Source organism: Candidatus Vesicomyosocius sp. SY067_SCS001, assembly GCF_014706615.1.
Taxonomy (GTDB): Bacteria; Pseudomonadota; Gammaproteobacteria; order PS1; family Pseudothioglobaceae; genus Ruthia.
On the sequence record NZ_CP054877.1, the window covers coordinates 143,487 to 168,219 of the forward strand.

21 protein-coding genes and 1 tRNA gene are annotated in these 24,733 nt (G+C 31.1%); 14 read left to right on the forward strand and 8 right to left on the reverse strand.

Annotated features, from left to right (window positions below):
- Window positions 1-5: 5 nt before the first annotated feature.
- Genes tyrS through lptE form a run of 4 tightly spaced genes read right to left on the reverse strand, consistent with a single transcriptional unit; the run spans window position 6 to window position 3,903 of the window.
- Window positions 6-1,190 carry a tyrosine--tRNA ligase gene (gene tyrS / locus HUW60_RS00655; RefSeq protein ID WP_190600530.1) on the reverse strand — a complete coding sequence of 395 codons (1,185 nt, stop codon included), beginning with the start codon at window positions 1,188-1,190 and terminating at the stop codon, window positions 6-8.
- Between the two features lie 4 nt (window positions 1,191-1,194).
- On the reverse strand, window positions 1,195-2,454 hold the full coding sequence (locus tag HUW60_RS00660; RefSeq protein WP_190600531.1) for a glutamate-5-semialdehyde dehydrogenase: 1,260 nt from the start codon (window positions 2,452-2,454) through the stop codon (window positions 1,195-1,197).
- Window positions 2,442-3,461, reverse strand: a complete 1,020-nt coding sequence (gene holA, locus HUW60_RS00665; RefSeq protein WP_190600532.1) for a DNA polymerase III subunit delta — start codon at window positions 3,459-3,461, stop codon at window positions 2,442-2,444. Before holA ends, HUW60_RS00660 begins: the two co-directional genes overlap by 13 nt.
- Window positions 3,451-3,903 carry an LPS assembly lipoprotein LptE gene (gene lptE / locus HUW60_RS00670; protein WP_190600533.1) on the reverse strand — a complete coding sequence of 151 codons (453 nt, stop codon included), beginning with the start codon at window positions 3,901-3,903 and terminating at the stop codon, window positions 3,451-3,453. Before lptE ends, holA begins: the two co-directional genes overlap by 11 nt.
- A gap of 154 nt (window positions 3,904-4,057) precedes the next feature.
- On the opposite strand from lptE, the gene ftsH reads away from it, so the two are divergent.
- The 10 genes from ftsH (at window position 4,058) to queA (ending at window position 15,702) form a co-directional block, all read left to right on the forward strand.
- Complete coding sequence (ftsH, locus tag HUW60_RS00675; RefSeq protein WP_190600534.1) at window positions 4,058-5,980, forward strand: ATP-dependent zinc metalloprotease FtsH; 1,923 nt, start codon at window positions 4,058-4,060, stop codon at window positions 5,978-5,980.
- Between the two features lie 35 nt (window positions 5,981-6,015).
- Window positions 6,016-6,819 (forward strand): dihydropteroate synthase, encoded by an 804-nt coding sequence (folP, locus tag HUW60_RS00680; protein WP_190600535.1) that lies wholly within the window; start codon window positions 6,016-6,018, stop codon window positions 6,817-6,819.
- A 1-nt stretch (window position 6,820) separates the two neighbouring features.
- A complete protein-coding gene (gene glmM / locus HUW60_RS00685; protein WP_190600536.1) occupies window positions 6,821-8,146 on the forward strand; it encodes a phosphoglucosamine mutase in 1,326 nt (441 codons plus the stop codon).
- Between the two features lie 1,366 nt (window positions 8,147-9,512).
- Entirely contained in the window at window positions 9,513-10,247 is a 735-nt protein-coding gene (locus HUW60_RS00690) for a TSUP family transporter (protein ID WP_190600537.1), read from the forward strand.
- 288 nt (window positions 10,248-10,535) lie between these two features.
- Window positions 10,536-11,111 (forward strand): electron transport complex subunit RsxA, encoded by a 576-nt coding sequence (gene rsxA / locus HUW60_RS00695; RefSeq protein WP_190600538.1) that lies wholly within the window; start codon window positions 10,536-10,538, stop codon window positions 11,109-11,111.
- Between the two features lie 12 nt (window positions 11,112-11,123).
- The gene (gene rsxB, locus HUW60_RS00700; RefSeq protein ID WP_190600539.1) at window positions 11,124-11,657 is read left to right on the forward strand and encodes an electron transport complex subunit RsxB; all 534 of its coding nucleotides are present in this window, start codon (window positions 11,124-11,126) and stop codon (window positions 11,655-11,657) included.
- A complete protein-coding gene (rsxC, locus tag HUW60_RS00705) occupies window positions 11,650-13,140 on the forward strand; it encodes an electron transport complex subunit RsxC (protein ID WP_190600540.1) in 1,491 nt (496 codons plus the stop codon). Before rsxB ends, rsxC begins: the two co-directional genes overlap by 8 nt.
- Before the next feature lie 26 nt (window positions 13,141-13,166).
- Complete coding sequence (locus HUW60_RS00710) at window positions 13,167-14,081, forward strand: RnfABCDGE type electron transport complex subunit D (RefSeq protein WP_238924529.1); 915 nt, start codon at window positions 13,167-13,169, stop codon at window positions 14,079-14,081.
- Complete coding sequence (locus HUW60_RS00715; protein WP_190600542.1) at window positions 14,081-14,689, forward strand: RnfABCDGE type electron transport complex subunit G; 609 nt, start codon at window positions 14,081-14,083, stop codon at window positions 14,687-14,689. Before HUW60_RS00710 ends, HUW60_RS00715 begins: the two co-directional genes overlap by 1 nt.
- The gene (queA, locus tag HUW60_RS00720) at window positions 14,680-15,702 is read left to right on the forward strand and encodes a tRNA preQ1(34) S-adenosylmethionine ribosyltransferase-isomerase QueA (RefSeq protein WP_190600543.1); all 1,023 of its coding nucleotides are present in this window, start codon (window positions 14,680-14,682) and stop codon (window positions 15,700-15,702) included. The genes HUW60_RS00715 and queA overlap by 10 nt, the downstream gene beginning before the upstream one ends.
- 469 nt (window positions 15,703-16,171) lie before the next feature.
- Here queA and HUW60_RS00725 read toward each other — a convergent pair whose 3' ends face one another.
- The 3 genes from HUW60_RS00725 to sucC are packed head-to-tail and all read right to left on the reverse strand — an operon-like array spanning window position 16,172 to window position 18,968.
- Window positions 16,172-16,942 carry a hypothetical protein gene (locus HUW60_RS00725; protein ID WP_190600544.1) on the reverse strand — a complete coding sequence of 257 codons (771 nt, stop codon included), beginning with the start codon at window positions 16,940-16,942 and terminating at the stop codon, window positions 16,172-16,174.
- Complete coding sequence (gene sucD, locus HUW60_RS00730) at window positions 16,939-17,808, reverse strand: succinate--CoA ligase subunit alpha (protein WP_190600545.1); 870 nt, start codon at window positions 17,806-17,808, stop codon at window positions 16,939-16,941. Before sucD ends, HUW60_RS00725 begins: the two co-directional genes overlap by 4 nt.
- A complete protein-coding gene (gene sucC / locus HUW60_RS00735; protein WP_190600856.1) occupies window positions 17,805-18,968 on the reverse strand; it encodes an ADP-forming succinate--CoA ligase subunit beta in 1,164 nt (387 codons plus the stop codon). Before sucC ends, sucD begins: the two co-directional genes overlap by 4 nt.
- Before the next feature lie 651 nt (window positions 18,969-19,619).
- Between sucC and efp the strand changes: the two genes are divergently transcribed.
- The 4 genes from efp to HUW60_RS00755 all read left to right on the forward strand — a co-directional run bounded on the left by efp (window position 19,620) and on the right by HUW60_RS00755 (window position 24,529).
- Window positions 19,620-20,183 carry an elongation factor P gene (gene efp, locus HUW60_RS00740; RefSeq protein ID WP_190600546.1) on the forward strand — a complete coding sequence of 188 codons (564 nt, stop codon included), beginning with the start codon at window positions 19,620-19,622 and terminating at the stop codon, window positions 20,181-20,183.
- Between the two features lie 56 nt (window positions 20,184-20,239).
- Window positions 20,240-21,130 carry an EF-P lysine aminoacylase EpmA gene (gene epmA, locus HUW60_RS00745; RefSeq protein ID WP_190600547.1) on the forward strand — a complete coding sequence of 297 codons (891 nt, stop codon included), beginning with the start codon at window positions 20,240-20,242 and terminating at the stop codon, window positions 21,128-21,130.
- A gap of 27 nt (window positions 21,131-21,157) precedes the next feature.
- Window positions 21,158-22,528, forward strand: a complete 1,371-nt coding sequence (locus tag HUW60_RS00750) for a tetratricopeptide repeat protein (RefSeq protein ID WP_190600548.1) — start codon at window positions 21,158-21,160, stop codon at window positions 22,526-22,528.
- 789 nt (window positions 22,529-23,317) lie between these two features.
- Window positions 23,318-24,529, forward strand: a complete 1,212-nt coding sequence (locus HUW60_RS00755; protein ID WP_190600549.1) for an argininosuccinate synthase — start codon at window positions 23,318-23,320, stop codon at window positions 24,527-24,529.
- A gap of 57 nt (window positions 24,530-24,586) precedes the next feature.
- Here HUW60_RS00755 and HUW60_RS00760 read toward each other — a convergent pair.
- Window positions 24,587-24,660, reverse strand: a tRNA-Cys gene (locus HUW60_RS00760).
- Window positions 24,661-24,733: the final 73 nt, after the last annotated feature.

Here is a 24,733-nt window from a genome sequence, read left to right on the forward strand (position 1 = left end):
CTTTTTTATTGAATTGTCACTCTTGCGAATTTTCGTTTTCCTACTTGATAAACGCTTGTGCTAGTTGCTGGTTCAAAATTTTTATTTGTGATTTTAATGTTATTAATTTTAACACCACCTTGTTCAATCATTTGGTATGCGTTTGATGTGCTAAAGCAAAGCCCAGTATCTTTGAGTAAATTAGCAATTTTTATGCCAGCTTTAAAGCTAAATTCATTCATTTTATTAGGGATCTGATTTTTACTAAAACGATTAATAAAATTTTGTTGTGCTTGTTTAGCTATATTGATATTATAGAAGCGAGTAACAATCTCATTAGCTAGGACAAATTTAATATTTCTTGGATTTTTACCCTGTACTATTGTTTGTTTTAAATCAGTAATCTCTTCTAAACTTTGAAAACTTAATAATTCAAAATAACGCCACATTAAATCATCAGAAATTGACATAATTTTGCCAAACATTTCATCAGGTAAAGCATTAATACCAATGTAGTTATCTAATGATTTTGACATTTTTTGTACGCCGTCTAGTCCTTCTAAAATTGGCATGGTAAGTATGACCTGTTGTTCTTGCCCTGCTTGTTTTTGTAGTTCTCTACCTACTAATAAATTAAATTTTTGGTCAGTACCGCCTATTTCTATATCGCTTTGTAATTCAACAGAATCATTACCTTGAATTAAAGGATATAAAAATTCGTGGATAGAGATGGATTGTCCTGATTTGTAACGTTTGGAAAAGTCATCACGTTCTAATATTCTGGCAATTGTTTGTTTACTTGCGAGTTGGATAAACTCTAGCGGTTTCATTTTATCCATCCACTGAAAGTTAAATACAATCTTAGTTTTATTTTTATCCAAAATTTTAAATATTTGTTTGGTGTAACTTTTGGAGTTCTCTTGAACCTGTTTTTTTGAGAGTGGTGGGCGAGTCTTACTTTTACCTGTCGGATCGCCAATCATGGCAGTGAAATCACCAATTAAAAATAATATTTCATGACCTAAATTTTGTAATTGTTTTAGTTTGTTGATTATAACTGTATGTCCTAGATGTAAGTCAGGTGTGGTGGGGTCAAAACCTGCTTTGATACGCAGTGGTTTGTCTTTTTTGAGCTTTTCCTTGAGCTCGTGAAATGGTAATATCTCATCAGTGCCACGTGTAAAAATGGCTAGTTTTTGTTCTATGTTCAAACTTTTATTGTCTGATATGCCCGTTACCTAGGACGATAAACTTTTGTGAAGTTAATCCTTCTAATCCAACAGGACCGCGTACATGGAGTTTATCAGTACTAATACCGATTTCTCCACCTAAGCCATACTCAAAACCATCAGCAAAGCTAGTGGAGGCGTTAATCATGACCGATGAGGAATTTACTTCTGTAATAAAACGGCGTGAACGAGTATAGTTTTCACTTATAATTGATTCAGTGTGGTTTGAGCTATATTTATCAATATGATTAATGGCCTCACTCATCGAGTTAACAATGCGAATAGATAAAATTGCATCTAAATATTCTGTCTTCCAATCTTCTGCAGTGGCTGAAATGATTGTATTTGATAGTTTTATAGTTTCTGAACAGCCTCGTAATTCCACCCCTTTTGCTAAGTATTGTGCAATTAGTTCTGGCAATATTTTATCTACTACTGAGCTGTGTACCAATAATGTCTCAGTAGCATTACATACACCATAACGTCTAGTCTTGGCATTAAAGGCAATGCTAATAGCTTTTTGTGTATCAGCATCTTTATCAATATAGGTATGACAAATACCGTCTAAATGTTTGATAATAGGTACCTTGGCGCTGTTACTAATGGCCTTAAGTAGGCCTTTACCACCTCTAGGGATAATAGCATCAACATAATTATTTGCTTTAACTAGCTCAATAACAGCTTTACGATCTTGAGTATTAATAAGTTGAGCACAATTTTCATTAAGCCCTGCTTGTGTTATACTTTGTTTGACACAGGTATACAGAGCATGATTAGAATTAACAGTCTCTGATCCACCACGTAGTATAATGCTATTTCCTGATTTTAAACAAAGTGCTACTGCATCAATTGTAACATTAGGCCTAGATTCATAAATAACACCTATTACACCAAGTGATACGCGCATTTTACCCACTTGGATGCCACTTGCTTGGTATTTTAAATCTGTAATTTCACCAATAGGATCTGGTAGATTGGCAATTTGGTTTAAGCTTTTAATAATGTTGTTAAGACGTATATTATCAAGCATCAGTCTATCAAGTAGTGCTATGTTTAGTCCATTATCCTTACTAATAGTAAGGTCTTTTTCATTGGCTTTAAGAATACTTGTTCTATTTTGGTCAATTTGATTGGCGATATTGATTATTGCATTGTTCTTAGCTATTGTTGTAGCACCACGCAATGTTTTTGCAGCGTTTTTTGCATTTTCACCTAATAGAGTAATTAGATTTTTTATTGAGTCCATTGTATTTCTCCAGCTAAACTTAATAATAATGTATGTAGTTCGTCAATTACATTAAGATTATCCATGTTTTTGATTGAACGGTCAATACATCCTAGTGATAATAATATTTTTTGAAAGTGCTGATAAGAATGTTGGTTTAATGCATTGGTAATAATAGGTTTTCTTGTGTTCCAAACTTGATGTTTTTGCAAAACTATATTAGTGTCCTTAACTTGTCTAAGTTCAATTGACATTTTAGTTATTGATTTAATTTCTAGATATAAAGCATGGCTTAGTTGAATTGGCATGATTGTGTTAGAGATTAAAGTTTGATAAATTTTATTAACTTGATTACTATTACCAAATAAAGCTGCATCAATTAAATCATAAACGGTGTATTTAGATTGTTGATTAGTTTGTTTAAGATATTCTTGAGTATTAATTTTACCATTTGGGTAAGCTATTTTTAGTTTTTGAATTTCTTGCATAGAGGCAGTTAAATTACCTTCTGTACAAAAAGCGATATTCTGTGCAATTTCTATATTATCCTTAAGCCCTAATTCTGCCATTTGTTGTGTAATCCAACCAATTAAATGATTATTTTTTACTTCAAAATGCTGGATAAGACTACCACTTTGTTCTAGTGTTTTGAACCATTTGCTTTTTTGTTGTGCTATGTCTAATTTTTCAGTAGATATAATTAATAAAATATCATTGGGTAAAGTGTTGACAATTTCAATTAGGTTATTAGCACCTTTAACACCAATTTTACCTGTTTTTAATCGGCATTCAATAATACGTTTTGGTGAAAAAAGTGAGGTAGTTGAGACTTCTTTAAAAATCTGATTCCAATCAAAGTTATTGTCAATTTCAAAACTTACTTTTTCATTAAATTTTTTTTGTTGTGCTGCTTTTTTTATTTGTGCTAAGCTTTGTTCAATGAGCAATATTTCAGCACCAAAAACAAAATAAATGGCATCAAGTTTATTAGCTAGTTGAGTATTAAGTTGTTGAGGTCTAATTTTCATTAAGATTGTATAATCTTCTTAATAGTTGTTTAATAATCAAACGACGTAATTGTTGGTAACCTTCTTCAATTTGAAGTCTATTTGCTTGGTATGCATCTATTTTACTTAAGTACGTGTTAGCACTGAAAGTTTTAGATAATAATAGTTTTTTGTTATGGTTAAAGACTTTAATAGGTATGCTTAGTTTTAATGTATAGCTGCTAGCTTCATTACTTGAAGTATATGAAACAGTTCGTTGATTTTGATTTTCAGCACCCACTTGAATAACTAAAATTTTATGCATGTTTTGATTAAAATGTTTTTGTAATTCATTAGCAAAAATATTATTACGGTTACTAATAATAGAGGCATTTATTGTTAAATTTGTATATGGTGTATGAAATCCACAAGAACTAAGGATAGTGACCATAACAATAGTAGCTAATAAGTTGATTTTTAACATGATTTAAAAATATTTATTTAATGTAAGTTAAGAATTATGGCAGAATTTTAATTTATTTGTAGATAAACCTTGAAAAAACGTCATTGGACCCATATACTAGTCATTGCAATAGAGTATAGTTATTCTCTTATTTTTTATTATATTTTATAACATTATGTTTAAGAATTTATTACTTTGGTTGATTTTGGGTGGTGTCCTTACTTCGATTTTTAGTCAATCCCAGATGGGTGATCAGAAAAATGACATTACTTATTCCCAATTTATTCAAAATGTTAAGCAAGGTGCTGTATCTCAAGTAACTATTGCTGGTAGCAATATTACTGGGGTGGGGACTAGTGGTGAACAATTTGCAACATATAGCCCAGGTGATTTAGGTTTGATGGGTGATTTATTGAATAACGGCGTTAACGTAGTTGCTAAATCACCTGAAAAAGAAGGATTTTTCAAACAATTAATTATCTCTTTAGCCCCTATTTTATTATTAATTGGGGTGGTTCTTTATACTATGAAAGGTGCTGGTGGTGCGATGGGGGGAAAAAATCCAATGAGTTTTGGTAAATCTAAAGCACGTCTTATTACTAAGGATGAGTCTAACATTACTTTTGATGATGTAGCAGGTGTTGATGAGGCTAAGGATGACGTAAGTGAACTTGTAGATTTTTTATCAGATCCTGGTAAGTTCACTAAAGTAGGTGGAAAAATTCCTAAAGGGGTCCTTTTAGTAGGTCCTCCAGGGACAGGAAAAACACTATTAGCCAAAGCGATTGCAGGTGAAGCTGATGTACCATTTTTCTTTATTTCAGGTTCTGATTTTGTAGAAATGTTTGTAGGTGTTGGCGCATCACGTGTTCGTGATATGTTCGAACAAGCAAAGAAAAATGCACCTTGTATCATTTTTATTGATGAAATTGACGCTGTAGGACGTCAACGTGGTGCCGGTATGGGAGGTGGTCATGATGAACGTGAGCAAACACTCAATCAAATGTTGGTTGAAATGGATGGTTTTGAGGGTTCTGAAGGTGTTATTGTTATTGCAGCCACTAATAGACCAGATGTTTTAGACCCTGCTTTATTAAGACCAGGCCGTTTTGATCGTCAAGTTATCGTTGGTTTACCTGATATTAATGGCCGTAATGCGATTTTAAAAATACACATGCGTAAATTACCTATTGCAAAAAATGTTAAATCAATTAATATTGCTAAAGGAACACCAGGGTTTTCTGGTGCAGACTTGGCTAATTTGACTAATGAATCTGCGTTAATTGCAGCAAGAAAAGATAAAAAATTAGTTGGTATGCAAGAGTTTGAAAAAGCCAAAGATAAAATTATGATGGGTTCTGAACGAAAATCTATGGCAATGGATGAATCTGAAAAAGAAATGACAGCTTATCATGAAGCAGGACATGCTATTGTAGGTAGATTGGTACCTGAACACGATCCTGTTTATAAAGTAAGCATTATTCCAAGAGGAAGAGCATTAGGCGTGACTATGTTCTTACCAGAAAAAGATAGCTATAGTATTTCCAAGCGTAAATTAAATTCTCAAGTAGCATCACTTTTTGGTGGACGTATTGCAGAAGAATTAATCTATGGTGTAGATAGAGTAACAACTGGTGCAAGTAATGATATTGAGCGAGCAACAGAAATTGCACATAAAATGGTAAAACAATGGGGTATGTCTGAAGTGTTAGGACCTTTATCGTATGGTGAAGATGAAGGTGAAGTATTTTTAGGTCGACAAGTCACCAAACACAAGCATATTTCAGAGGATACATTTAGAACTATTGATAGTGAAATTCGTAAGATTATTGATAGTAATTACCAAATAGCTTTAAAAATTTTAAAAGGTAATAAAGATATCTTACTTGAAATGACTAGGGCTCTCATGGAATTTGAAACTATTGATAAAGAACAGATTGATGATTTAATGAACAGAAAACCAATACGTGAATCGGCTGTTGTTATTGATTCTAATGTCGTTTCTACTGAATTAGGATCAGGAGCTACGCTTGATGGTAGTAACCAGAATTCTGATAAAAAACCATTAAATAAGGGTTCTACTGAACAGGTTGCTTAATTTTTTGTTTTTGAATATTATCTAATTAGATAATAGTGAATTCATCTAATGTAATGATTATGGGAGTTCTTAATATAACACCGGATTCATTTTCAGATGGTAATCAATATTTTGCTATTGATCGTGCTATTAATTACGCTAAATTGATGATTGAGCAAGGTGCTGATATAATTGATATTGGTGGTGAATCAACCAGACCAAATGCACTACAAGTATCAATTGATGATGAAATTAGTCGCGTTATTCCTGTTATTAAAGTATTATCTAAGTTAAGTAGTGTATCAATTTCTATTGATACTTCACAAGCAAAAATTATGCAGCTTGCTATTGAAGCAGGAGCAAGTATGATTAATGATGTACGTGCTTTACAAGCTAAATCTTCCCTTGAAGTAGTAGCATCAAGTGATAAGGATGTGTGTCTTATGCATATGAAAGGTAGCCCTAAAACCATGCAAAATAATCCTATTTATACTGATGTTATTGATGAGATAAAATATTTTTTTGATCAAAGAATTGAAGATTGTATTGGTGCTGGTATTGACCAAAACAAGATTATTCTAGATCCAGGTTTTGGCTTTGGTAAAACACTTAATCATAATTTTGAAATTTTACGTCGTCTTAACGAGTTTAAAAGTTTTGGCTTGAGAATTTTAGTAGGTATGTCACGTAAATCAATGATTGGTAATATTCTTAATAATAGAAATATAGATGGAAGAATGGTTGGTAGTGTAACTACTGCTATAATAGCATTTCAAAATGGTGCAAATATTGTTCGTGTACATGATGTTTTAGATACTAAAGATGCATTTAAGATTTTACAAAGTGTAGTAGGAGATTAAGTTGTATAATTATTTTGGTACTGATGGTATACGTGGCAAGGTAGGTATAGAGCCAATTACCGCTGATTTTTTTTTAAAATTAGGTTGGTCAGTCGGATCAGTATTAGCCAAACAAGGCAAAGCTAGTGTTATTATTGGTAAGGACACCCGTATATCTGGCTATTTATTTGAATCTGCACTTGAGGCAGGATTTTTATCTGCTGGTGTTGATGTAGGTTTGTTAGGGCCTATGCCAACGCCAGCAGTTGCATATTTAACACAAACTTATAATGCTAGCGCTGGAGTAGTAATTAGCGCTTCACATAACCATTTTCAAGATAATGGTGTAAAGTTCTTTTCTGCTAAAGGTCTAAAATTTAGTAATCAAGACCAAAGTGCAATTGAAAATAAATTAACTAAACCTATGATTAATGTAAGTGCTGATAAAATTGGTAAGGCTTATAGACATGAACAACCACTTGGGCGTTATATTGAATTTTGTAAATCAACTTTTGATCGAACACAAAGCCTTTTAGGACTTAATATCATTATTGATTGTGCAAATGGCGCAACTTATCACATCGCTAGAAGCGTATTTTCAGAACTGGGTGCAAATATTCATATCATTAATAATACACCAGACGGGTTTAATATTAATGAGCATTGTGGTGCAACTAATACTAAGCATTTACAACAAGTTGTATTAGAATTAAAAGCAGATTTAGGGATAGCTTTTGATGGAGATGGGGACCGATTAATAATGGTAGATGAAAATGGAGAATTAGTTGACGGAGATGAACTAATATTTATTATCGCTAAAGCTTGGCAATCTCAAGGTAGGTTGGTTAATAATACAGTTGTCGGAACAAAAATGAGTAATCTAGGTATGCGATATGCCCTAAGAGATTTAAATATTCAATTTATTGAGGTTAATGTAGGAGATCGTTTTGTTATGGAACAAATGCAAAAAAGTGGCTCCATATTAGGAGGCGAAGGTTCAGGACATATTATATGCTTAAATAAGACCACTTCTGGCGACGGTATGATTTCTGCCTTACAGGTTTTGGAAGTACTAGTTAAAAGCCAATCTAGTCTTGCTCAGTTAAAACAGTCAATGAATAAATACACACAAATTTTAATAAATATCAAAATTCAGACACAAATTAATTTAGAGGATCACATTAAATTACAACAAGTCCAACTTGAAGTTGAAAAGATGCTTGGTAGTGAAGGAAGGGTAGTGATTCGTGCTTCAGGTACAGAGTCATTAATTAGAATAATGGTTGAAGCTAAAAATAAGATTTTTGCTAAAAAAGGCGCTAAAAAATTATCAAATGTTTTTAAATAAAGTATAAAATAAAAGAAATAATTAAGTATAGATGTACTTTGTAAGTGACCTATTTTAAATAATTGTTTTTACTCTTAATTTAACAAGTAGTTTTTAACTGATTATCCATTGCAATTATCAATCAGTTCTTTATTATTACTAATAATACAATAGCAAGAAAATATAATAATATTATATTACACTGTAAATTATTTCTTTAATGGTCAATAGGTTTTGCTAATTATAGTAATACCATATGGTATTTTTATTATCGTAAGCTAAATATCTTTTAGAACATTTAATAATCAATGGAGATTAAATCTTTATAAGATAATTATTAAGTTATATATCTATAGAATTTTAATGAATTAAATTTGGTAAACTATAGGATGATAAACCATATATCCAAGAATAAATAGTATTCCAAATTTGTTTGATTACTTTATGAAATTACTGATTAGTTTCTAAGTTAGATTTCTCTTTTATTTGTTAGAGAACAATTATTAGCAGAGATAAGTATCTAAGCGAATATAGATATTTTAGTTTGTGTAATTATAGTATTTAATAAAGAGAATATACTCGATATATTTCATTCTGACAGACTGACAGAATAATAATTCTATTGTACCATTCATCAGATTATCTAGTAGATTTAATAATTATAGTTTTTCTCTGATTTATCACTTATTTATAAAGGTATATATATTGTTAAACTTTAGCGAAAATTATACTATATAAAATATAGTTATATTCTTGTCATTTTTTTATTCTAATATTTTTTATATAATTATAAGATATTGAAGTCAAAAAAATTAATTACATAATTTAATCATATTAATGAGATTATAATAAGTGAGTGTTTTACGTTCAGTACATGTAAGAGATAATACTATTAATAAATTATGTTTGTAAAATGTAAATTACGTATTGTAATTAGGTTAAGCGATTTATTAAGTTTTCAAAAATGAAAGATAAATAGTAACTATTTGAAAGTTGTTAGGGTTTTTAATGGATTTATTAACTAAAGTAAAACATAGTAGCAAGTACTCAAAAATCAGGTGTTAAATTTGAATACTATCTAAAATCAATTTTAGATAGTAGGAAGTAAGAAAATAGATGTTTATGGCGATATATTCAAAAGAATTTGTCTACAATACCTTCCTTAGTTAGCACTCTAATAAATACCACTATTAACTAGTTGCAGTTAATAGTGGCGTTAAAAATACTAGCATATATGTTTAGATATTTGGTTGCCACGTATTTATTATAAATTAGCATAGATATTTTTATCACTGGGTGGGGTATTGCTAATGATATAACAATATACAATAGTAGTTTACTCTAGTTAAGAAATGGTAGTCTTTATTACTGGTAAATAGTGAGGGGTATGTATTTTTCTAATACGGAATTATTTTTAATTAGTTTGATTTTCTTATGGGTAGGATTTGTACGTACCGGGTTCGGATTTGGGGGTGTATCGCTTGGTTTACCACTAATGTTATTGATAGGTTCATCACCTGTTTATTGGCTGCCTATAATTGGAATTCATTTATTATTTTTTTCATCATTGACTTTATTTAAGTCTATTAATGAGGTTGATTGGTGTTATCTGAGATACTCACTTTTATGGATTATTCCACCAACTCTGTTTGGGTTATTCTGGATGTTGTCACTATCTGATAAGGCGATGATTGTGGTTGTGTATTCAATTACGATTTTTTATTCAATTATTTGGGTTTTTAACCAAAAACTTACTTTGTATCGGGCGTGGGTAGATAAATTATTATTAATGCTAGGTGGTTATGTGACAGGTACTTCGATGATTGGTGCGCCTTTGATTGTAGCTGTATATATTCGTTATGTAGCAAAGAAATATTTGCGTAATACTTTGTTTGTATTGTGGTTTATTTTAGTAAGTATGAAAATGAGTGTTTTTATAGCGTTTGGAATAAAGATTGACTGGCAATTATCTTTGAGTTTAATTCCTATTACGGCGCTTGGACATGTTGTTGGATTAAAATTACATCAAAGAATTATAGAAAATGACGATTTATTTAGGCGCTGGGTGGGCGGTATATTATTACTGATTAGCTTAATTGGTATTTTACAGGTTGTTATGTAGAATAACCATACTTAAGTATTAATTATGATTTGAATTTTACTATTTTTATTGATTGTGTTCTTCTTTAAGAAGAAATATAGATTGGATAAAATCTAGTTATGTATGTATAGTTAAACAGATCTATTATGTTATGGATAAGCGGTTTTTTAGATAAATAAGCCTGTATTAATGATGAAATAAATGGAAGGTAGGTAGATTCAATTTAAATTTTAGTATAAAAACTATCGGAATTAATGTAGGATAATGTGTGCGTTAAAGGTTAATTAAAATTAGGTTAAAATATTCGTTATGAATGAATATGTTTTAATATTAGTGAGTACAATTTTAGTTAATAACTTTGTACTAGTTAAGTTTTTAGGATTATGTCCGTTTATGGGAGCGTCAAGAAAAATTGATACCGCAATTGGTATGGGGTTTGCTACGACTTTTGTATTGACTTTAGCAAGTATTTCTAGCTATTTAATTAATACATATATTTTAGTTCCATTTGAGATGGAATATTTAAGAACTATTGCTTTTATTGTAACTATTGCAGGTGTAGTTGGGTTTACTGAATTAGTAGTTAACAAAACTTCACCTATTTTATATCAGTCTTTAGGTGTATTTTTACCACTGATTACGACTAATTGTGCTGTATTGGGTGTAGCATTATTAAATGTTAATCAAGATAATGGGTTTTTAGCATCAGGTGTTTATGGTTTTGGTGTTGCTATTGGGTTTTCATTTGTATTGGTATTATTCTCAACTATCCGTGAGCGAATTGATGTAGCGGATGTGCCATTGACTTTTAAAGGTGTGCCTATTGCATTAATTACTGCTGGGCTGATGTCAATGGCATTTATGGGTTTTATTGGACTTGTTTGAGTTTATTGGACTTTGTTTGATTCAGTCTTAATTTTCTCTGTTTTTACGTTAATATTAGGTTTAGTTCTTGGGTATGCCGGAGTTAAATTTAAACTAAAAGATAACCCTTTGGTTAATCAAATAGATACGATTTTGCCACAAATTCAATGTGGTCAATGTGATTATCCTGGATGTCGTCCTTATGCGTGTGCAATTGCTAGTGGTGAAGCTAAAATTAATCAATGCCCACCTGGTGGGCAAGAAGTAGCTGATGCTCTAGCAGAACTTTTAGGGGTTGAAACTTTAGAACTTAATTCTGAGCATGGTGAAACTAAGCCTAGTCACGTGGTATTTGTTGATGAGCAAGCTTGTATTGGTTGTACTTTGTGTATTCAGGCTTGCCCTGTGGATGCGTTTGTGGGTGCTTCTAAGATGATGACTCAAGTAATTATTAATGAATGTACAGGATGTGATTTGTGTATTCCTGTTTGTCCTGTTGATTGTATTTATGTGAAAGAAATTACTCCAAAATTAATTAGGTTTGTGTCAAATATTAGACATGGGTAATTACTCATTTAATGGCGGGATTGTGATTAAAAATTCTTATTTAGTGGATAAGGTTGAGATTGTTCAGGCTTCACTACCAAAAAAGATAACTCTGCCTTTGCAGAAGTTTGATGGGAAGGCAGAACCTTGTGTAAGTGTTGGTGATTATGTACTTGTTGGGCAAATTGTTGCTAGTATTGAGAATGGTTTCGATGTATCAAGTCATTCTTCAATTTCTGGTGTAGTTTTGAGTATTAATACACAAGATATAGCACATAAGTCAGGATTTAAATTTCAGTGTATTACTATTAAATCTGATGGTGAAGATAAGTGGATAGATAATAAAGCTGGTAATGTTGATTTTTTGCATTACTCAAAGGAAACTTTAGTTGGCATTGTTCAAAAATCAGGCATTGTAGGAATGGGTGGTGCTGGGTTTCCAACCCATATTAAGATAAGTAATGTTCTTAATTGTCATACTTTAATTATCAATGGTACTGAATGTGAACCAGGTGTAATGTGTGATGATGCTTTGATGCAATTTTATCCAGAAGAAATCATTCTAGGAATAGAAATTTTACTATATATTTGTGGTGCAGATCGTGCTATTATTGCTATTGAGGATGATAAACAAGCAGCTTATCAAGCGTTATTAACTGTTAACCGTAATGATAAGATTAATATTAATCAAATTCCAACTAAATATACCTCTGGTGCTGAAAAGTTACTAATTAAGGCACTACTTGATATTGAAATTCTATCAGGGGGTTTTGCTATTAATGAAGGCATTATTTGCCAAAATATATCCACCATTAAAGCAGTATTTGATGCAGTTATTAATCATAAACCATTAGTATCACGTATTGTTACGGTGACGGGAAATAGTGTTTATCCAAATAATTTTGAAGTTCGTTTAGGCACATCATTTGAGCATCTTATTTCAATGGCTAGTCCTAATACAAAAGAACATAAGTATCGTACTGGTGGTATGATGATGGGTATTGATATTGTTGATATTAATATGCCTATTGGCAAAACTACCAGTGCTATTTTTGTTAATAATAAAGTACCTGAACCTATTGTTCAGGAATGTATTCGTTGTGGTCAATGTTCAGAAGTTTGTCCTATTGGACTACTTCCACAACAACTTTATTGGTATGTTAAAAGTAAGAATTTTGAAAAAGCTTTGAATTATCATTTACCTGATTGTATTGAATGCGCTTGTTGTGATTATGTCTGTCCAAGCCATATACCATTAGTGAGTTATTTTTCTTTTGCTAAGATGTTTAGTAAGCAACAAACTATAGAACATGATAAAGTTAATACTGCTAGAGAAAGATTTAAATATAGAGAACACCGTCTTGAACGTAACAAGCTTGAACGTGCACAGGTAATGCTGGATAAGAAAAAAGTTTTAAAAGAAAAAATGGTAAAAGAGCAGTTCCAAAAACAAAAAATCACTGAGGCAATGCAGCGAGTAAAACAAGAAAAGGATAAAATTTGACATTAATATTAAGTTCAACATCATGGATGATGCGTCAAGTGATTTATGCATTATCGTTAGGTATAGTTGTATCTTATTATTTCTTCGGTTGGGGTATTGTATTACAAATAATGCTAGGGGTGATAACAGCTGTTGCAGTTGAATCAGCATTTTTAGCACTTAGAGGACGTGATATTATTAGCTCAATTAGTGATGGTTCGATAATACTCACAGCAATCTTATTAGCTATCTCTATTCCTAGTATTGCACCATGGTGGGTGATAATAGTAGGAGTAAGTTTTGCGATTATTTTTGGCAAGCAATTATACGGTGGTTTGGGTAATAATCTATTTAATCCAGCCATGTTAGGGTATGTATTTTTGCTGATTTCTTATCCATTACAAATGAGCACTTGGCCAATTAATTTTTTAAGTTTTAATCAAGCCCTAGAGGTAGTGTTTAATTTAAGTAATATTGATGCAATTAGTGGTGCAACTAAACTAGATGAAATAAAGAATAGTTTATCATTATCAAGCTCAATTCAACAATTAGAAATACATTTCCCTTCACAGGCATGGATTAATGTAGGGTTCTTTTTTGGAGGACTGTATTTATTATTTAGAAAGATTATTTCTTGGCATATTCCTGTTTCGTTTTTAGTAGGTATTGTGATAACTTCAGTGTTGTTGTGGATAAGTAATGTAGATTTATATATACCTATGCAAAATCATATTATATTAGGTGGTACAATGTTGGGTGCATTTTTTATTGCAACCGATCCAGTTTCAGCTAGTACAACGTTAAAGGGTAGAATAATTTATGGCTTTCTAATTGGAGTACTCATCGTTATTATCCGTACTTTTGGTGGTTATCCTGATGGGATTGCTTTTGCTGTACTGTTAATGAATATGACTGTACCATTGATTGATGTTTATACACAACCTAAGGTATTTGGGCAATAATGTTTCGTGCTATTTTAAAGTCAGGATCTCTATTATTTGTATTCACAGTAGTGAGTATATTTTTTGTTTCGCTTACAGAAATCAAGACTAAGGATATTATTATTTATAATGAAAAGCAATTACTAATCCAACGTTTAGGTGAATTGGTTAGTGGTTATAGTAATGATATACTAGCAGATAAATATTCTAAAACACTTAAATTACATGGTGTAGTACAAAAAATTAATATTTATCCAGTAAAAAAGAACCATAAGATATTTTCCTATTTGATTGAACACACTTATCCTAATGGTTATAATGGGGATATTCGTTTATTAACAGGTGTTGGTATTGACAAAAAGCTCCTGGGTGTCCGTGTTATAATGCATAAAGAAACCCCAGGTTTAGGTGATAAAATAGAGCTGAAGAAATCAAATTGGATTGAACAATTTTTTGGTCTTTCCCTTTTAAATCCAGTTAAGAAAAATTGGAAAGTAAAACGAGATGGTGGTATATTTGACACCTTTACTGGTGCAACTATCACCCCACGTGCCATTGTTACTGCAACTTATCAAGTCTTAGAATTACTAAATGAACCTTGTGTACTTAGCAAAAAATCATGCAATTAAAAGATTTTGATTTTGATTTACCAGCTTCTCTTATTGCTCAGTATCCACCTAAAAACAGAACAGATTCACGACTTTTGATCAAAAGATCAAGCATTATAGATGTACAATTTACCCAAATTGGTGATTTTTTTCAATCAGGTGACTTATTGATAATGAATAATACAAAAGTTATTCCTGCACGCTTATTTGGAACAAAAGAAACGGGTGGTAAAGTTGAAATTATGATTGAACGTATCTTGGATGAAAACCGAGTACTTGCAATGATTAAAGCTAGTAGAGCACCTAAGATTGGTAATTGTATTTTCTTAGAAAACGATGTTAATATAATAGTATCTCAAAAAGATAATGGTTTTTATATACTGACATTTGAAACCGACTCCTTGTTTGATGTGCTTAATAATATCGGCCATATTCCACTACCTCATTATATTAAAAGAACAGATAATATACAAGATTTAAGTCGTTATCAAACTGTTTATGCACAAAAAGACGGTGCAGTGGCAGCTCCAACAGCAGGTCTACATTTTGATGATAGTTTATTAGCACAATTAAAAATACAAGGCATAGATCATTTATTTGTTACATTACATATTGGTTCAGGTACATTTACTCCTATTAGAACTGATAATATTAAAAACCATATAATGCATAGTGAAATGTTTGAAATTAGCCAAGTAACTGTTGATAGAATTAATCTAACTAAAGCAAATGGTGGACGTATTATTGCAGTTGGAACAACTACTGTAAGGGTTTTAGAGTCTAGTATGAAAAATGGTAAACTTATTGCCCAGAGTGGTGAGACTGATATTTTTATCTACCCCAGTTATCAGTTTAGAATTGTGGATAGTTTGATTACTAATTTTCATTTACCAAAATCTTCATTATTAATGTTAGTAAGTGCTTTTATCGGACGTGATAAAATGCTTGATCTTTATCAACATGCTATTGAGCAAAAATATAAATTTCTCTCTTATGGCGATGCCATGCTTTTGGAAAAAAATAATGATTTATGAAAATATATGAATTACTCTAGGAATTTAATTTAGTGAAACCTATTAGGTTAAGGTATATACTAAATAATTTAGTGAATGAAAAAGCTGATGTGTTTTAGAATTGTTGATATTCTTAAGAAGTTAATATTAAGTTATTTTCATGTTGATAGAATTATCATTATCTATTTTAGTAATGTATTGATACTAGTTTAATAGTATATTTTTAAAAAATAGTTATTTAATTTAGTTAGAAAAGCCCTATAATTAATATTTAAAGACTAAATATCATTAGATATTTTATAGTTTGAAAATTATAGTTTGAAAAATAAGTAATATTAATCTAGATTTTGAGCTTTTTATAAAAAATTTATGCATAATATTTTGTAGTTTAGGTATTTTTATAGGTAAAAAATTTATTGAAGAAGTCTAAGAAGTTTTAGTTTGCTAGTTTTAGAGAAAAATATTGCGTAAGTCTTTATCAAATAGATGATTAAACGTATTTATTTGCAATCTTTTTTAAAGTTGGTACAGATAAGTTAAATTCTTTTGCTAATTCAAGTGTGCGTTTTAGTCTTGTAAGTGCAGATCTTCCCATGCATCTATGTTCTAAGTCACTTTCAAATATCTTTACCATACCTTGGTCTAATTTTTTTTCATCAAAGGTTTGTCCAGTAAGTTTGGTTTGTAGGGCTATGATATCATTTGATACATTGCTCATTAAGTTTGAGTGTTTATTACGTAAATCGTTAATATTGGCATTTGAGTTAATGACTAAACCTACAATATTAGTGGTTAAGATATAAAGATTTTTTAATACCAACTCAAATAATAATTCTTCTTTGGAATTAAGAATATGAGAAGGGATGTTAATCAAAGCCAAAGAATCAACTAGAATTTTTGCTTTTTTACCATAGGATGGAGATGAAATTAATATTTTAGGATCTGTTCCTTTTTTTTTTTCAAACCAGACTGAAATTACAGTAGGGTCTATAAAGTTGTGAGTTTTCCAATCACGAGGTAAGAGTTCGTTTTGTATCATGGTAATTCTATCTTTCCATTTATTAGGAGTGGAAAGTAGTGCATTTTGTAAATCAACTTCTGCTGTGCAGATTAAGACAAGTTCTGGATTGATGGTATTGGCTAATTCGTCAATATTTGTTTGTCTGGTGATAGGATAAACAGGATAATTATTCTTTAAAAAAGCACGAGAGAAAATACTTCCCAATTCTCCAATTCCTAGTACAATAATTGGCTTTTTCATGCTAATATTTCAAGTAATGTTTTACCAATACTTGTGGGTGTTGGCGCAATTGCTACACCGACTTTTCTTAAGGCTTTGATTTTATCGATCGCCTTGCCAGTGCCAGCACTAATAACTGCACCAGAATGTCCCATACGTTTGCCTTGTGGTACATTTAAACCTGCAATATAAGAAACCACAGGTTTAGAGACGTTAGATTGAATATATTCTGCTGCCTCCTCTTCAGCTGATCCACCAATTTCACCTACCATAACTATAGATTTGGTTTGTGAGTCTGCTTCAAATAGAGCTAGACAGTCAATAAAATCCATCCCTTGGATGGGATCACCACCAATTCCAATACAGGTGCTTTGCCCTAATCCTGCTAATGTAGTTTGATGTACGGCTTCATAGGTTAATGTACCTGAGCGTGATATCACTCCAACATTGCCAGCTTGATGAATATTACCGGGCATAATCCCTAATTTGCATTCATCAGGTGTAATAACACCTGGACAATTAGGACCAATCAGAATTGAATCTGATTTTTTTAAAATAGCTTTAATTTTAAGCATATCCTGTACGGGAATACCTTCTGTGATACAAACAATCACAGGAATATTAGTCTCAATGGCTTCAAGTATTGAGGCATAAGCAAAGCGTGGCGGTACATAAATTATGCTAGCATTAGCTCGTGTTTCATTTATGGCCTCTTTAGTTGTGTTAAAAACAGGTAAGTTCAAATGTCTTTGTCCGCCTTTGTTTGGCGTTACTCCACCAACAATTTGTGTGCCATAAATAATGGATTGTTTAGAGTGAAATGTTCCTTGTTTTCCTGTAAATCCTTGTGTAATAACACGTGTATTTTTATCAATTAGAATACTCACTTTGCTAGTTTTACAATTTTTATAGTAGCTTTGTTTAAATCAGATTCAGTATGAATATTTACCATATTTGCTTTATCTAGTAATTTAAGTCCATTAGTGGCATTAGTGCCTTCTAGGCGTACCACAATTGGAAAGTTCAATCTTACTTTTTCAATTGCTTGTAATATGCCTTGTGCAATTAAATCACAATGCACAATGCCCCCAAAAATATTCACTAATATACCTTTAATATTTTCCTCTGTTTGAATGAGTTCAAAGGCTTTAGCAACCCTGTCAGCAGTTGTGTCTCCTCCTACATCTAAAAAATTAGCAGGCGATCCACCAAAATGCTCAATTAAATCCATCGTAGCCATTGCTAGTCCTGCTCCATTCACCATGCAACCAATTGTTCCATTAAGTGAAATATAATTAAGCTGGTGTGTATTAGCAAACCTTTCCTTTTCATTTTCTTGAGAGATATCACGTAACTCAATAATATCTTTATGTCGATAAAGCGCATTATCATCAAAATCAATCTTTCCATCAAGTGCTAGTAGTTTGTTTTCTTTAGTAATAACAAGCGGATTAATTTCAATCAAATTGACATCTTTTTGAGTAAATATTTCATATAAACCTAAAAGAATATTGTTAAACTGCTTAGTAATTTTAAAGTGAAGGTCTAGTTTTTTAGCTATAAAAGTACAATCTTGTATAGATAAATGCCCCAGTGGGTTAATGCCAAATTTAATAATTTTGTTAGGAGTTTTTCTGGCAACTTTTTCAATATCTATACCACCCTTAGTAGAGGCTAAAACAGTGATTTTTTTCGTTTGTCTATCTATCAACAAACCAAGATATAATTCATGTCTAATATTCTCCCATATTTCAATTAATAACTGACTAACTGGCAATCCTTTAGTATCTGTTTGTGGAGTGATAAGTTGTGAGTTTAATAATTGACTACATGCATTCTTAACCTCTTCAATGCTACGACATAAAATAACACCACCACCCTTACTACGCCCTCCTGCATGAATTTGAGCTTTAACAATCCAAATACTACCCCCTAAAGTTTTGCAAGCATTACTAGCTTGGGTAACACTATAAATAAGAACACTTTTAGGGGTTTGAATGTGTTTGTGGTTAAATAATGTTTTAGCTTGGTATTCGTGTATATGCATAAGTTTATCTCTCATTATACATTTTCTAAAAAAAATATTCTTGGTCTCTTTTCTTTTAAAGTTTTAATAATTTTAAAAACAAACAATCTCTATCATTTTTTTGTTAAGGATTTGTCTATATATTGTAATAGAAAGTTACTAACAAGCAGAATTAGTAAATTAATTTTTAATAACATTAAGACCTATTTTTATAATTGGTTTTCTGCATTGTAAATACAATCATATTTATCCATTTTAACAACTAAAATATTCCTTGTAGCTAAATACAATGTAATTAAGTATTCTTTTTAGCTTATAAAGCTTAATTAAGATTTAACGCTTTGTTTAAATTCTAGAATAAAAATTCTATATATCTGCAATAATTTGGCGTGTTCTATATATTTTATGATTAGTAAGTTATTAATGTTTATGTTTAAAAAAATATTACTTAAATTTAGTAAAAATGGTTTTGATTATGGTTTCAATATTGATATGATAATTTTAAATTCTGTTGTTTAACAAAATGGCTAATAAATTTATTTTTAATAGATTTCTGTTACTTTTTTTGAGTAGTTTATTTTTAGGTTATTATTTATATAATTGTTATACAGAGGCTATTTTACAAATAAAATTTGCGTAAAATAAATTGTTTTATTTCTTAAATTTTTAAAAATGGATAAGTATTCTATTAACCAATTCAAAAACGGCTTAAAACTCATGTTAGATAGTAATCCTTGTTCGATTCTTAATAATGAAATTGTTAAGCCTGGTAAGGGACAGGTATTTAACCGAGTTAAGTTCAAAGATTTAATTACTGGGAAAACACTCATTAAAACCTTTAAGTCTGGTGAGTTTTTAGAAGGTGCTGATGTGATGGAATTGGATTTACAATATCTTTATAATGATGGTAATACATGGAATTTTATGGATTTACATTCATTTGAACAATATAGTATTGATGGTGCTATTGTGAGTGGTGTTAAGGGTTATTTGGTTGAGCAGGATATATGTATAGTTACGCTTTGGAATAATAATCCTATTTCAATCACACCACCTAATCATGTTATACTTGAAGTGTTTGATACTGATCCAGGCTTAAAAGGCGATACTGTAGGTACAAGTGGTAAACCGGCTACAATGAACACAGGAGTCGTGTTACAAGTACCTCTTTTTGTTAGTATTGGTGATAAAGTAAAAGTAGATACACGTATTAATGAATATGTAGGGCGTGCATAATATTATCTTGCACCACCTAAAAATTTTTGGAATGAGTTAGGTTCGTTTCTTTATTCATGATTCGAAATATTCTTTTTAAGAAACAGATAATTATTCAAAAAATTAGACAGTTCTTTAGGGAACAAGAAGTTTTGGAAGTTCAAACACCTATACTACAGAACACATCAACTAGTGATGTTTATATTGATAGTATTTCACTTACTATTAATGCTGATATTGGCATACAAAGTACCCAGTATTTACATACTTCCCCAGAGTTAGAAATGAAAAAACTTTTAGCCCAAGGTAGTGGTGATATTTATCAAATTTGCCAAGTATTTCGTAATAATGAATATGGTGAACAAAATTTTAATGAATTTACTCTGCTTGAATACTATCGTTTGGGTTTTGATATTCATCAGTTGATGGCTGATATGGTTAATTTATTGAGAATGTTAGGCATTCAAGATAAAGTGTATCAATTATCTTATGCTCAAGTTTTTAGTCAATATGCTAATATTGATATTTTAAATACTGATATTGTTTCACTTAAAATAATCGCCTCAAAATTAGGGTTAAGTACTGATTTTATTTGGATTGAAGATTTACAAATGTTATTATTTGTTCATTTAGTTGAACCAAAATTAAAAAACTTGCCATTATGTTTTATTTATGATTATCCTAAGTCACAATCTACACTCGCTAAAGTTAGAAATAAAGTAGCTAAACGTTTTGAGTTATATTTGAATGGCGTTGAAGTAGCAAATGGCTATGATGAATTACAAACTAAGGATGAGTATCAACAGGTTTTTATATGTGAAAATAACAAGCGTAAACAATTTAGTAAGCTTATATCTCAAATTGATGTGTCATTTCTGTCTAAGCTTAGTAAACCTTTGCCTCAATGTACTGGAGTAGCGATAGGTATTAATAGATTATTAACACAAATTAATGAAATTAAGATTTAATCATAATTTTAATTAGTTAAAAAAATTATGATTAAATTTATCTATCTTATTCTTTTATTTTCTTTACCAATACAAGCATTACAAATTCTACAATCCATTAACGATAATCAAGTTATTCATCAACTAGATGTACCTCAGTTAGATACGTTATTGTCTGCTGAACAATTATTACCTAAATTAAAAAAATTAGCTAAGCGTGGTGATGCTAGGTCGCAATTTAGTTTAGCTAAAATGTATTATAATGGTATTAATGTAACAAAAGATAACAAACTTGCTTTTTATTGGTACTTGCAAGTAGCTGAAAAGGGCTATGCAAGTGCGCAATTTAATGTAGCTAATAGTTATTTTTATGGCTTAGGGATTGGTAAAGACTTGGAGCAAGCATTTAATTGGTATAAAAAAGCAGTAAAGAATGGTCATCTACAAGCGCAATATAACTTAGCAACCTTATACTTGAATGGTGATGGTGTTGAAAAAAATAACAAACAAGCTGTTTATTGGTATCAAAAATCAGCTGAACAAGGTTATTTAGAGGCGTACTATCATTTGGCATTATTGCAATTGATAGGTAACGGTATTGATAAAGATATTAAAAAGGCTTTAGCTATTTTACTTGATTTGTCGTCTAAAGGCCATCAATTGTCTCAGTATCAATTGTATTTGATTTACAATAAAGGTGAGATTGTTGTTAAGAATGATGTATTAGCCAAAACTTATTTACTTAAAGCTGTAAAAGGGGGATATGCTAAAGCTCAATATCAATTAGGAAAAAGCTTTCTTGATCAAGACATGGATAAAGAGATGGCTGTTCATTATTTAGAATTAGCGGCTAATCAAAAAAATGTGTTAGCGTTTAATTTGTTAGAAACATTACAATCTAAATTACAGAAAGAGGTACAAAATAGACAGAAAAAAGATACAATACATTTTGCTACAAATACCGAGAAATCAATAGCGGCTTTTGCATCACCTACGGTAGGGGTTCCTAAACAGGATATTTTGCCTGTTAGATTTAACAGTGTTGCAGCTAATCTTATCCCTAATCAAAGTGAGATTGCTAGTTCACTTAGTTATAATATTAAATCACATGTTAATTTAGAAGGGTTATTTCTCAATGCTAAGCAAAGTAATCCTATCGCTCAATATAATTTAAATATGCTCTATCAGAAGAGTATGGGCTGGGGCGTACGCAAGGAAAATAGAGTAGCATTTATATTAATACATAAAGCTGCTAATCAAGGTGATACTCAGTCTCAAAATATCCTAGCTAAAATGTATATAAATGGTGTGGGTATTCATGTAGATTATAACAAGGCGTATTATTGGGCGAGCGTAACAACTAGTAAAGGTAGTAAAGAAGGTAAGCGTATTTTATTGTATCTAATCGCTAATTTATAATTTTTGGGAAGATATAGTGTTAAAAGATATAACAGACATGTATGCAGTGGGAGTTTTTATGCGATAATTACTGGTATTGTTATTTGTATAAACTTGAGATCGAAGATATGGGTAATATTTTAAAATAGTTCGTCATTATATATATGAATAAAGTTTACAATACTTATATTATGAAATGTTCCAACAGCTGGCGCTAGATTGTTTCATTATTGACTTGAATTAGGGCGATAAATTTAATTAGTTACAGGGTCATATTTTGTTCGACTTTTGTATGAGGAAAAGATATTATTTAATTAGTGATGTAGAAACTATGTATTTATCAGATATTTTTATAAGTAAATACATTCATTAAGGTAATGAAGTAAATAAAAACTAGGTTGATTTATATATCGAATTAACTGTTTTTAGTTTATGTATAAATACCACTTATTACCACTAGGATTTTTGGTTAATGTTTGTTTTTATATATTATTAATAGCTATTTTGCTGAATTGGTTAAGGATGGAATGTCATTAGAAGTAGACTCTAAAGGTTAATAATTTTTTAGGAAAAATTACTACTTGATAGTATCTGTAATTTCATAGGTGAAAGGTTATGCTTTATTGAATTTATAAGGATAAAGCTTAAATTGGTTTAAAATATTGGCGTGGTCGGTACAAATATTTGGTACATATGGACAGGAGAGTGGAAAGTTGAAGTATTAAACTAACAAGATTAAATTTTATTAACCAAAATATTCATTTATAAAAAGAAAGATGGGTTAAAGTTGTATTTGCCTTAAAAGAAAAAATGGACAAAACAAGTATAAATAAAGTGGTATTAGCCTACTCAGGTGGATTAGATACAAGTATTATTGTTAAATGGCTACAAGATACTTATCAGTGTGAAGTAGTTACTTTCACGGCTGATATTGGTCAAGGTGAAGAGGTAGAGCCTGCACGTGTCAAGGCAGAAGCTGCTGGTGTCAAAGAAATTTATATTGAAGATTTACGTGAAGAATTTGCACGTAATTTTGTATTTCCTATGTTTCGTGCTAATGCTATTTATGAAGGTGAGTATTTATTAGGAACTTCTATTGCTCGTCCTCTTATTTCCAAACGCTTAGTAGAGATTGCTCAACAAGTGGGTGCAGATGCAATTAGTCACGGTGCAACAGGAAAAGGTAACGACCAAGTTCGCTTTGAGTTGAATGCTTATGCGTTAAATGCAGATATTCAAGTGATAGCACCATGGCGTGAGTGGGATTTGTCTTCACGTGAAAGTTTAATGGATTATGCACAAAAACATGGCATTGAAATTGATTACAAAAAACAATCTAAAAAATCTCCTTATTCAATGGATGCAAATTTATTACATATTTCTTATGAAGGTAATATTTTAGAAGACCCTTGGACAGAACCTGAAGAGGATATGTGGCGTTGGACACTTTCGCCTGAAAATGCACCCGATAAGGTAGAATATGTAGAAATGACTTTTAAAAAAGGAGATATAATAGCTATTAATGGTAAAGTAATGAGCCCTGCATCTGTGATGGAAGATTTAAATAAACGTGCAGGTGCGCATGGTATTGGTCGTGATGATATTGTGGAAAATCGTTTTGTTGGTATGAAATCTAGGGGTTGCTATGAAACACCTTCAGGTACTGTTATGCTAAAGGCGCGTCGTGCCATGGAATCACTCACGCTTGATCGTGCAGCTGCTCACCTAAAAGATGAGCTTATGCCTAAATATGCTGAAATGGTTTATAATGGTTTCTGGTTCGCGCCTGAGCGCGAAATGTTACAAGCTGCTATTGATAAAACCCAAGAAACTGTTAGTGGTGTTGTTCGTCTTAAGTTTTATAAAGGAAACGTTACTGTCGTAGGTCGTCAATCTAAGAATAGTTTGTTTAGTGAAAAAATTGTTACCTTTGAGAATGATGATGGTATATATAATCAAAAAGATGCTGCTGGATTTATTAAACTTAATGCGCTGCGTTTGTGTCTTAATACAATAAAATAACTCATTTTTTTAAATATTTAAATTATAGTAAAGAGTATAGGCTGGCAGTTTTTTTGGTGGAGGCTGGGACCGGAGTCGAACCGGTCTATAAGGCTTTGCAGGCCTCTGCATAACCGCTTTGCTACCCAGCCACATTAAAAAATCTGTCAAGCGGATAAATAATAAAGACCTGTGTTATTCCTTTTTTGGGAGAATATAGTCTTT

Excerpts from the sequence above, each read along its gene's own strand:
- HUW60_RS00660 (WP_190600531.1), bottom strand. The coding sequence starts at position 2,454 with ATGGACTCAATAAAAAATCTAATTACTCTATTAGGTGAAAATGCAAAA.
- holA (WP_190600532.1), bottom strand. The coding sequence starts at position 3,461 with ATGAAAATTAGACCTCAACAACTTAATACTCAACTAGCTAATAAACTT.
- lptE (WP_190600533.1), bottom strand. The coding sequence starts at position 3,903 with ATGTTAAAAATCAACTTATTAGCTACTATTGTTATGGTCACTATCCTT.
- ftsH (WP_190600534.1), top strand. The coding sequence starts at position 4,058 with ATGTTTAAGAATTTATTACTTTGGTTGATTTTGGGTGGTGTCCTTACT.
- HUW60_RS00690 (WP_190600537.1), top strand. The coding sequence starts at position 9,513 with ATGTATTTTTCTAATACGGAATTATTTTTAATTAGTTTGATTTTCTTA.
- rsxA (WP_190600538.1), top strand. The coding sequence starts at position 10,536 with ATGAATGAATATGTTTTAATATTAGTGAGTACAATTTTAGTTAATAAC.
- rsxC (WP_190600540.1), top strand. The coding sequence starts at position 11,650 with ATGGGTAATTACTCATTTAATGGCGGGATTGTGATTAAAAATTCTTAT.
- HUW60_RS00710 (WP_238924529.1), top strand. The coding sequence starts at position 13,167 with ATGATGCGTCAAGTGATTTATGCATTATCGTTAGGTATAGTTGTATCT.
- HUW60_RS00715 (WP_190600542.1), top strand. The coding sequence starts at position 14,081 with ATGTTTCGTGCTATTTTAAAGTCAGGATCTCTATTATTTGTATTCACA.
- queA (WP_190600543.1), top strand. The coding sequence starts at position 14,680 with ATGCAATTAAAAGATTTTGATTTTGATTTACCAGCTTCTCTTATTGCT.
- HUW60_RS00725 (WP_190600544.1), bottom strand. The coding sequence starts at position 16,942 with ATGAAAAAGCCAATTATTGTACTAGGAATTGGAGAATTGGGAAGTATT.
- sucC (WP_190600856.1), bottom strand. The coding sequence starts at position 18,968 with ATGCATATACACGAATACCAAGCTAAAACATTATTTAACCACAAACAC.
- efp (WP_190600546.1), top strand. The coding sequence starts at position 19,620 with ATGGATAAGTATTCTATTAACCAATTCAAAAACGGCTTAAAACTCATG.
- epmA (WP_190600547.1), top strand. The coding sequence starts at position 20,240 with ATGATTCGAAATATTCTTTTTAAGAAACAGATAATTATTCAAAAAATT.
- HUW60_RS00750 (WP_190600548.1), top strand. The coding sequence starts at position 21,158 with ATGATTAAATTTATCTATCTTATTCTTTTATTTTCTTTACCAATACAA.
- HUW60_RS00755 (WP_190600549.1), top strand. The coding sequence starts at position 23,318 with ATGGACAAAACAAGTATAAATAAAGTGGTATTAGCCTACTCAGGTGGA.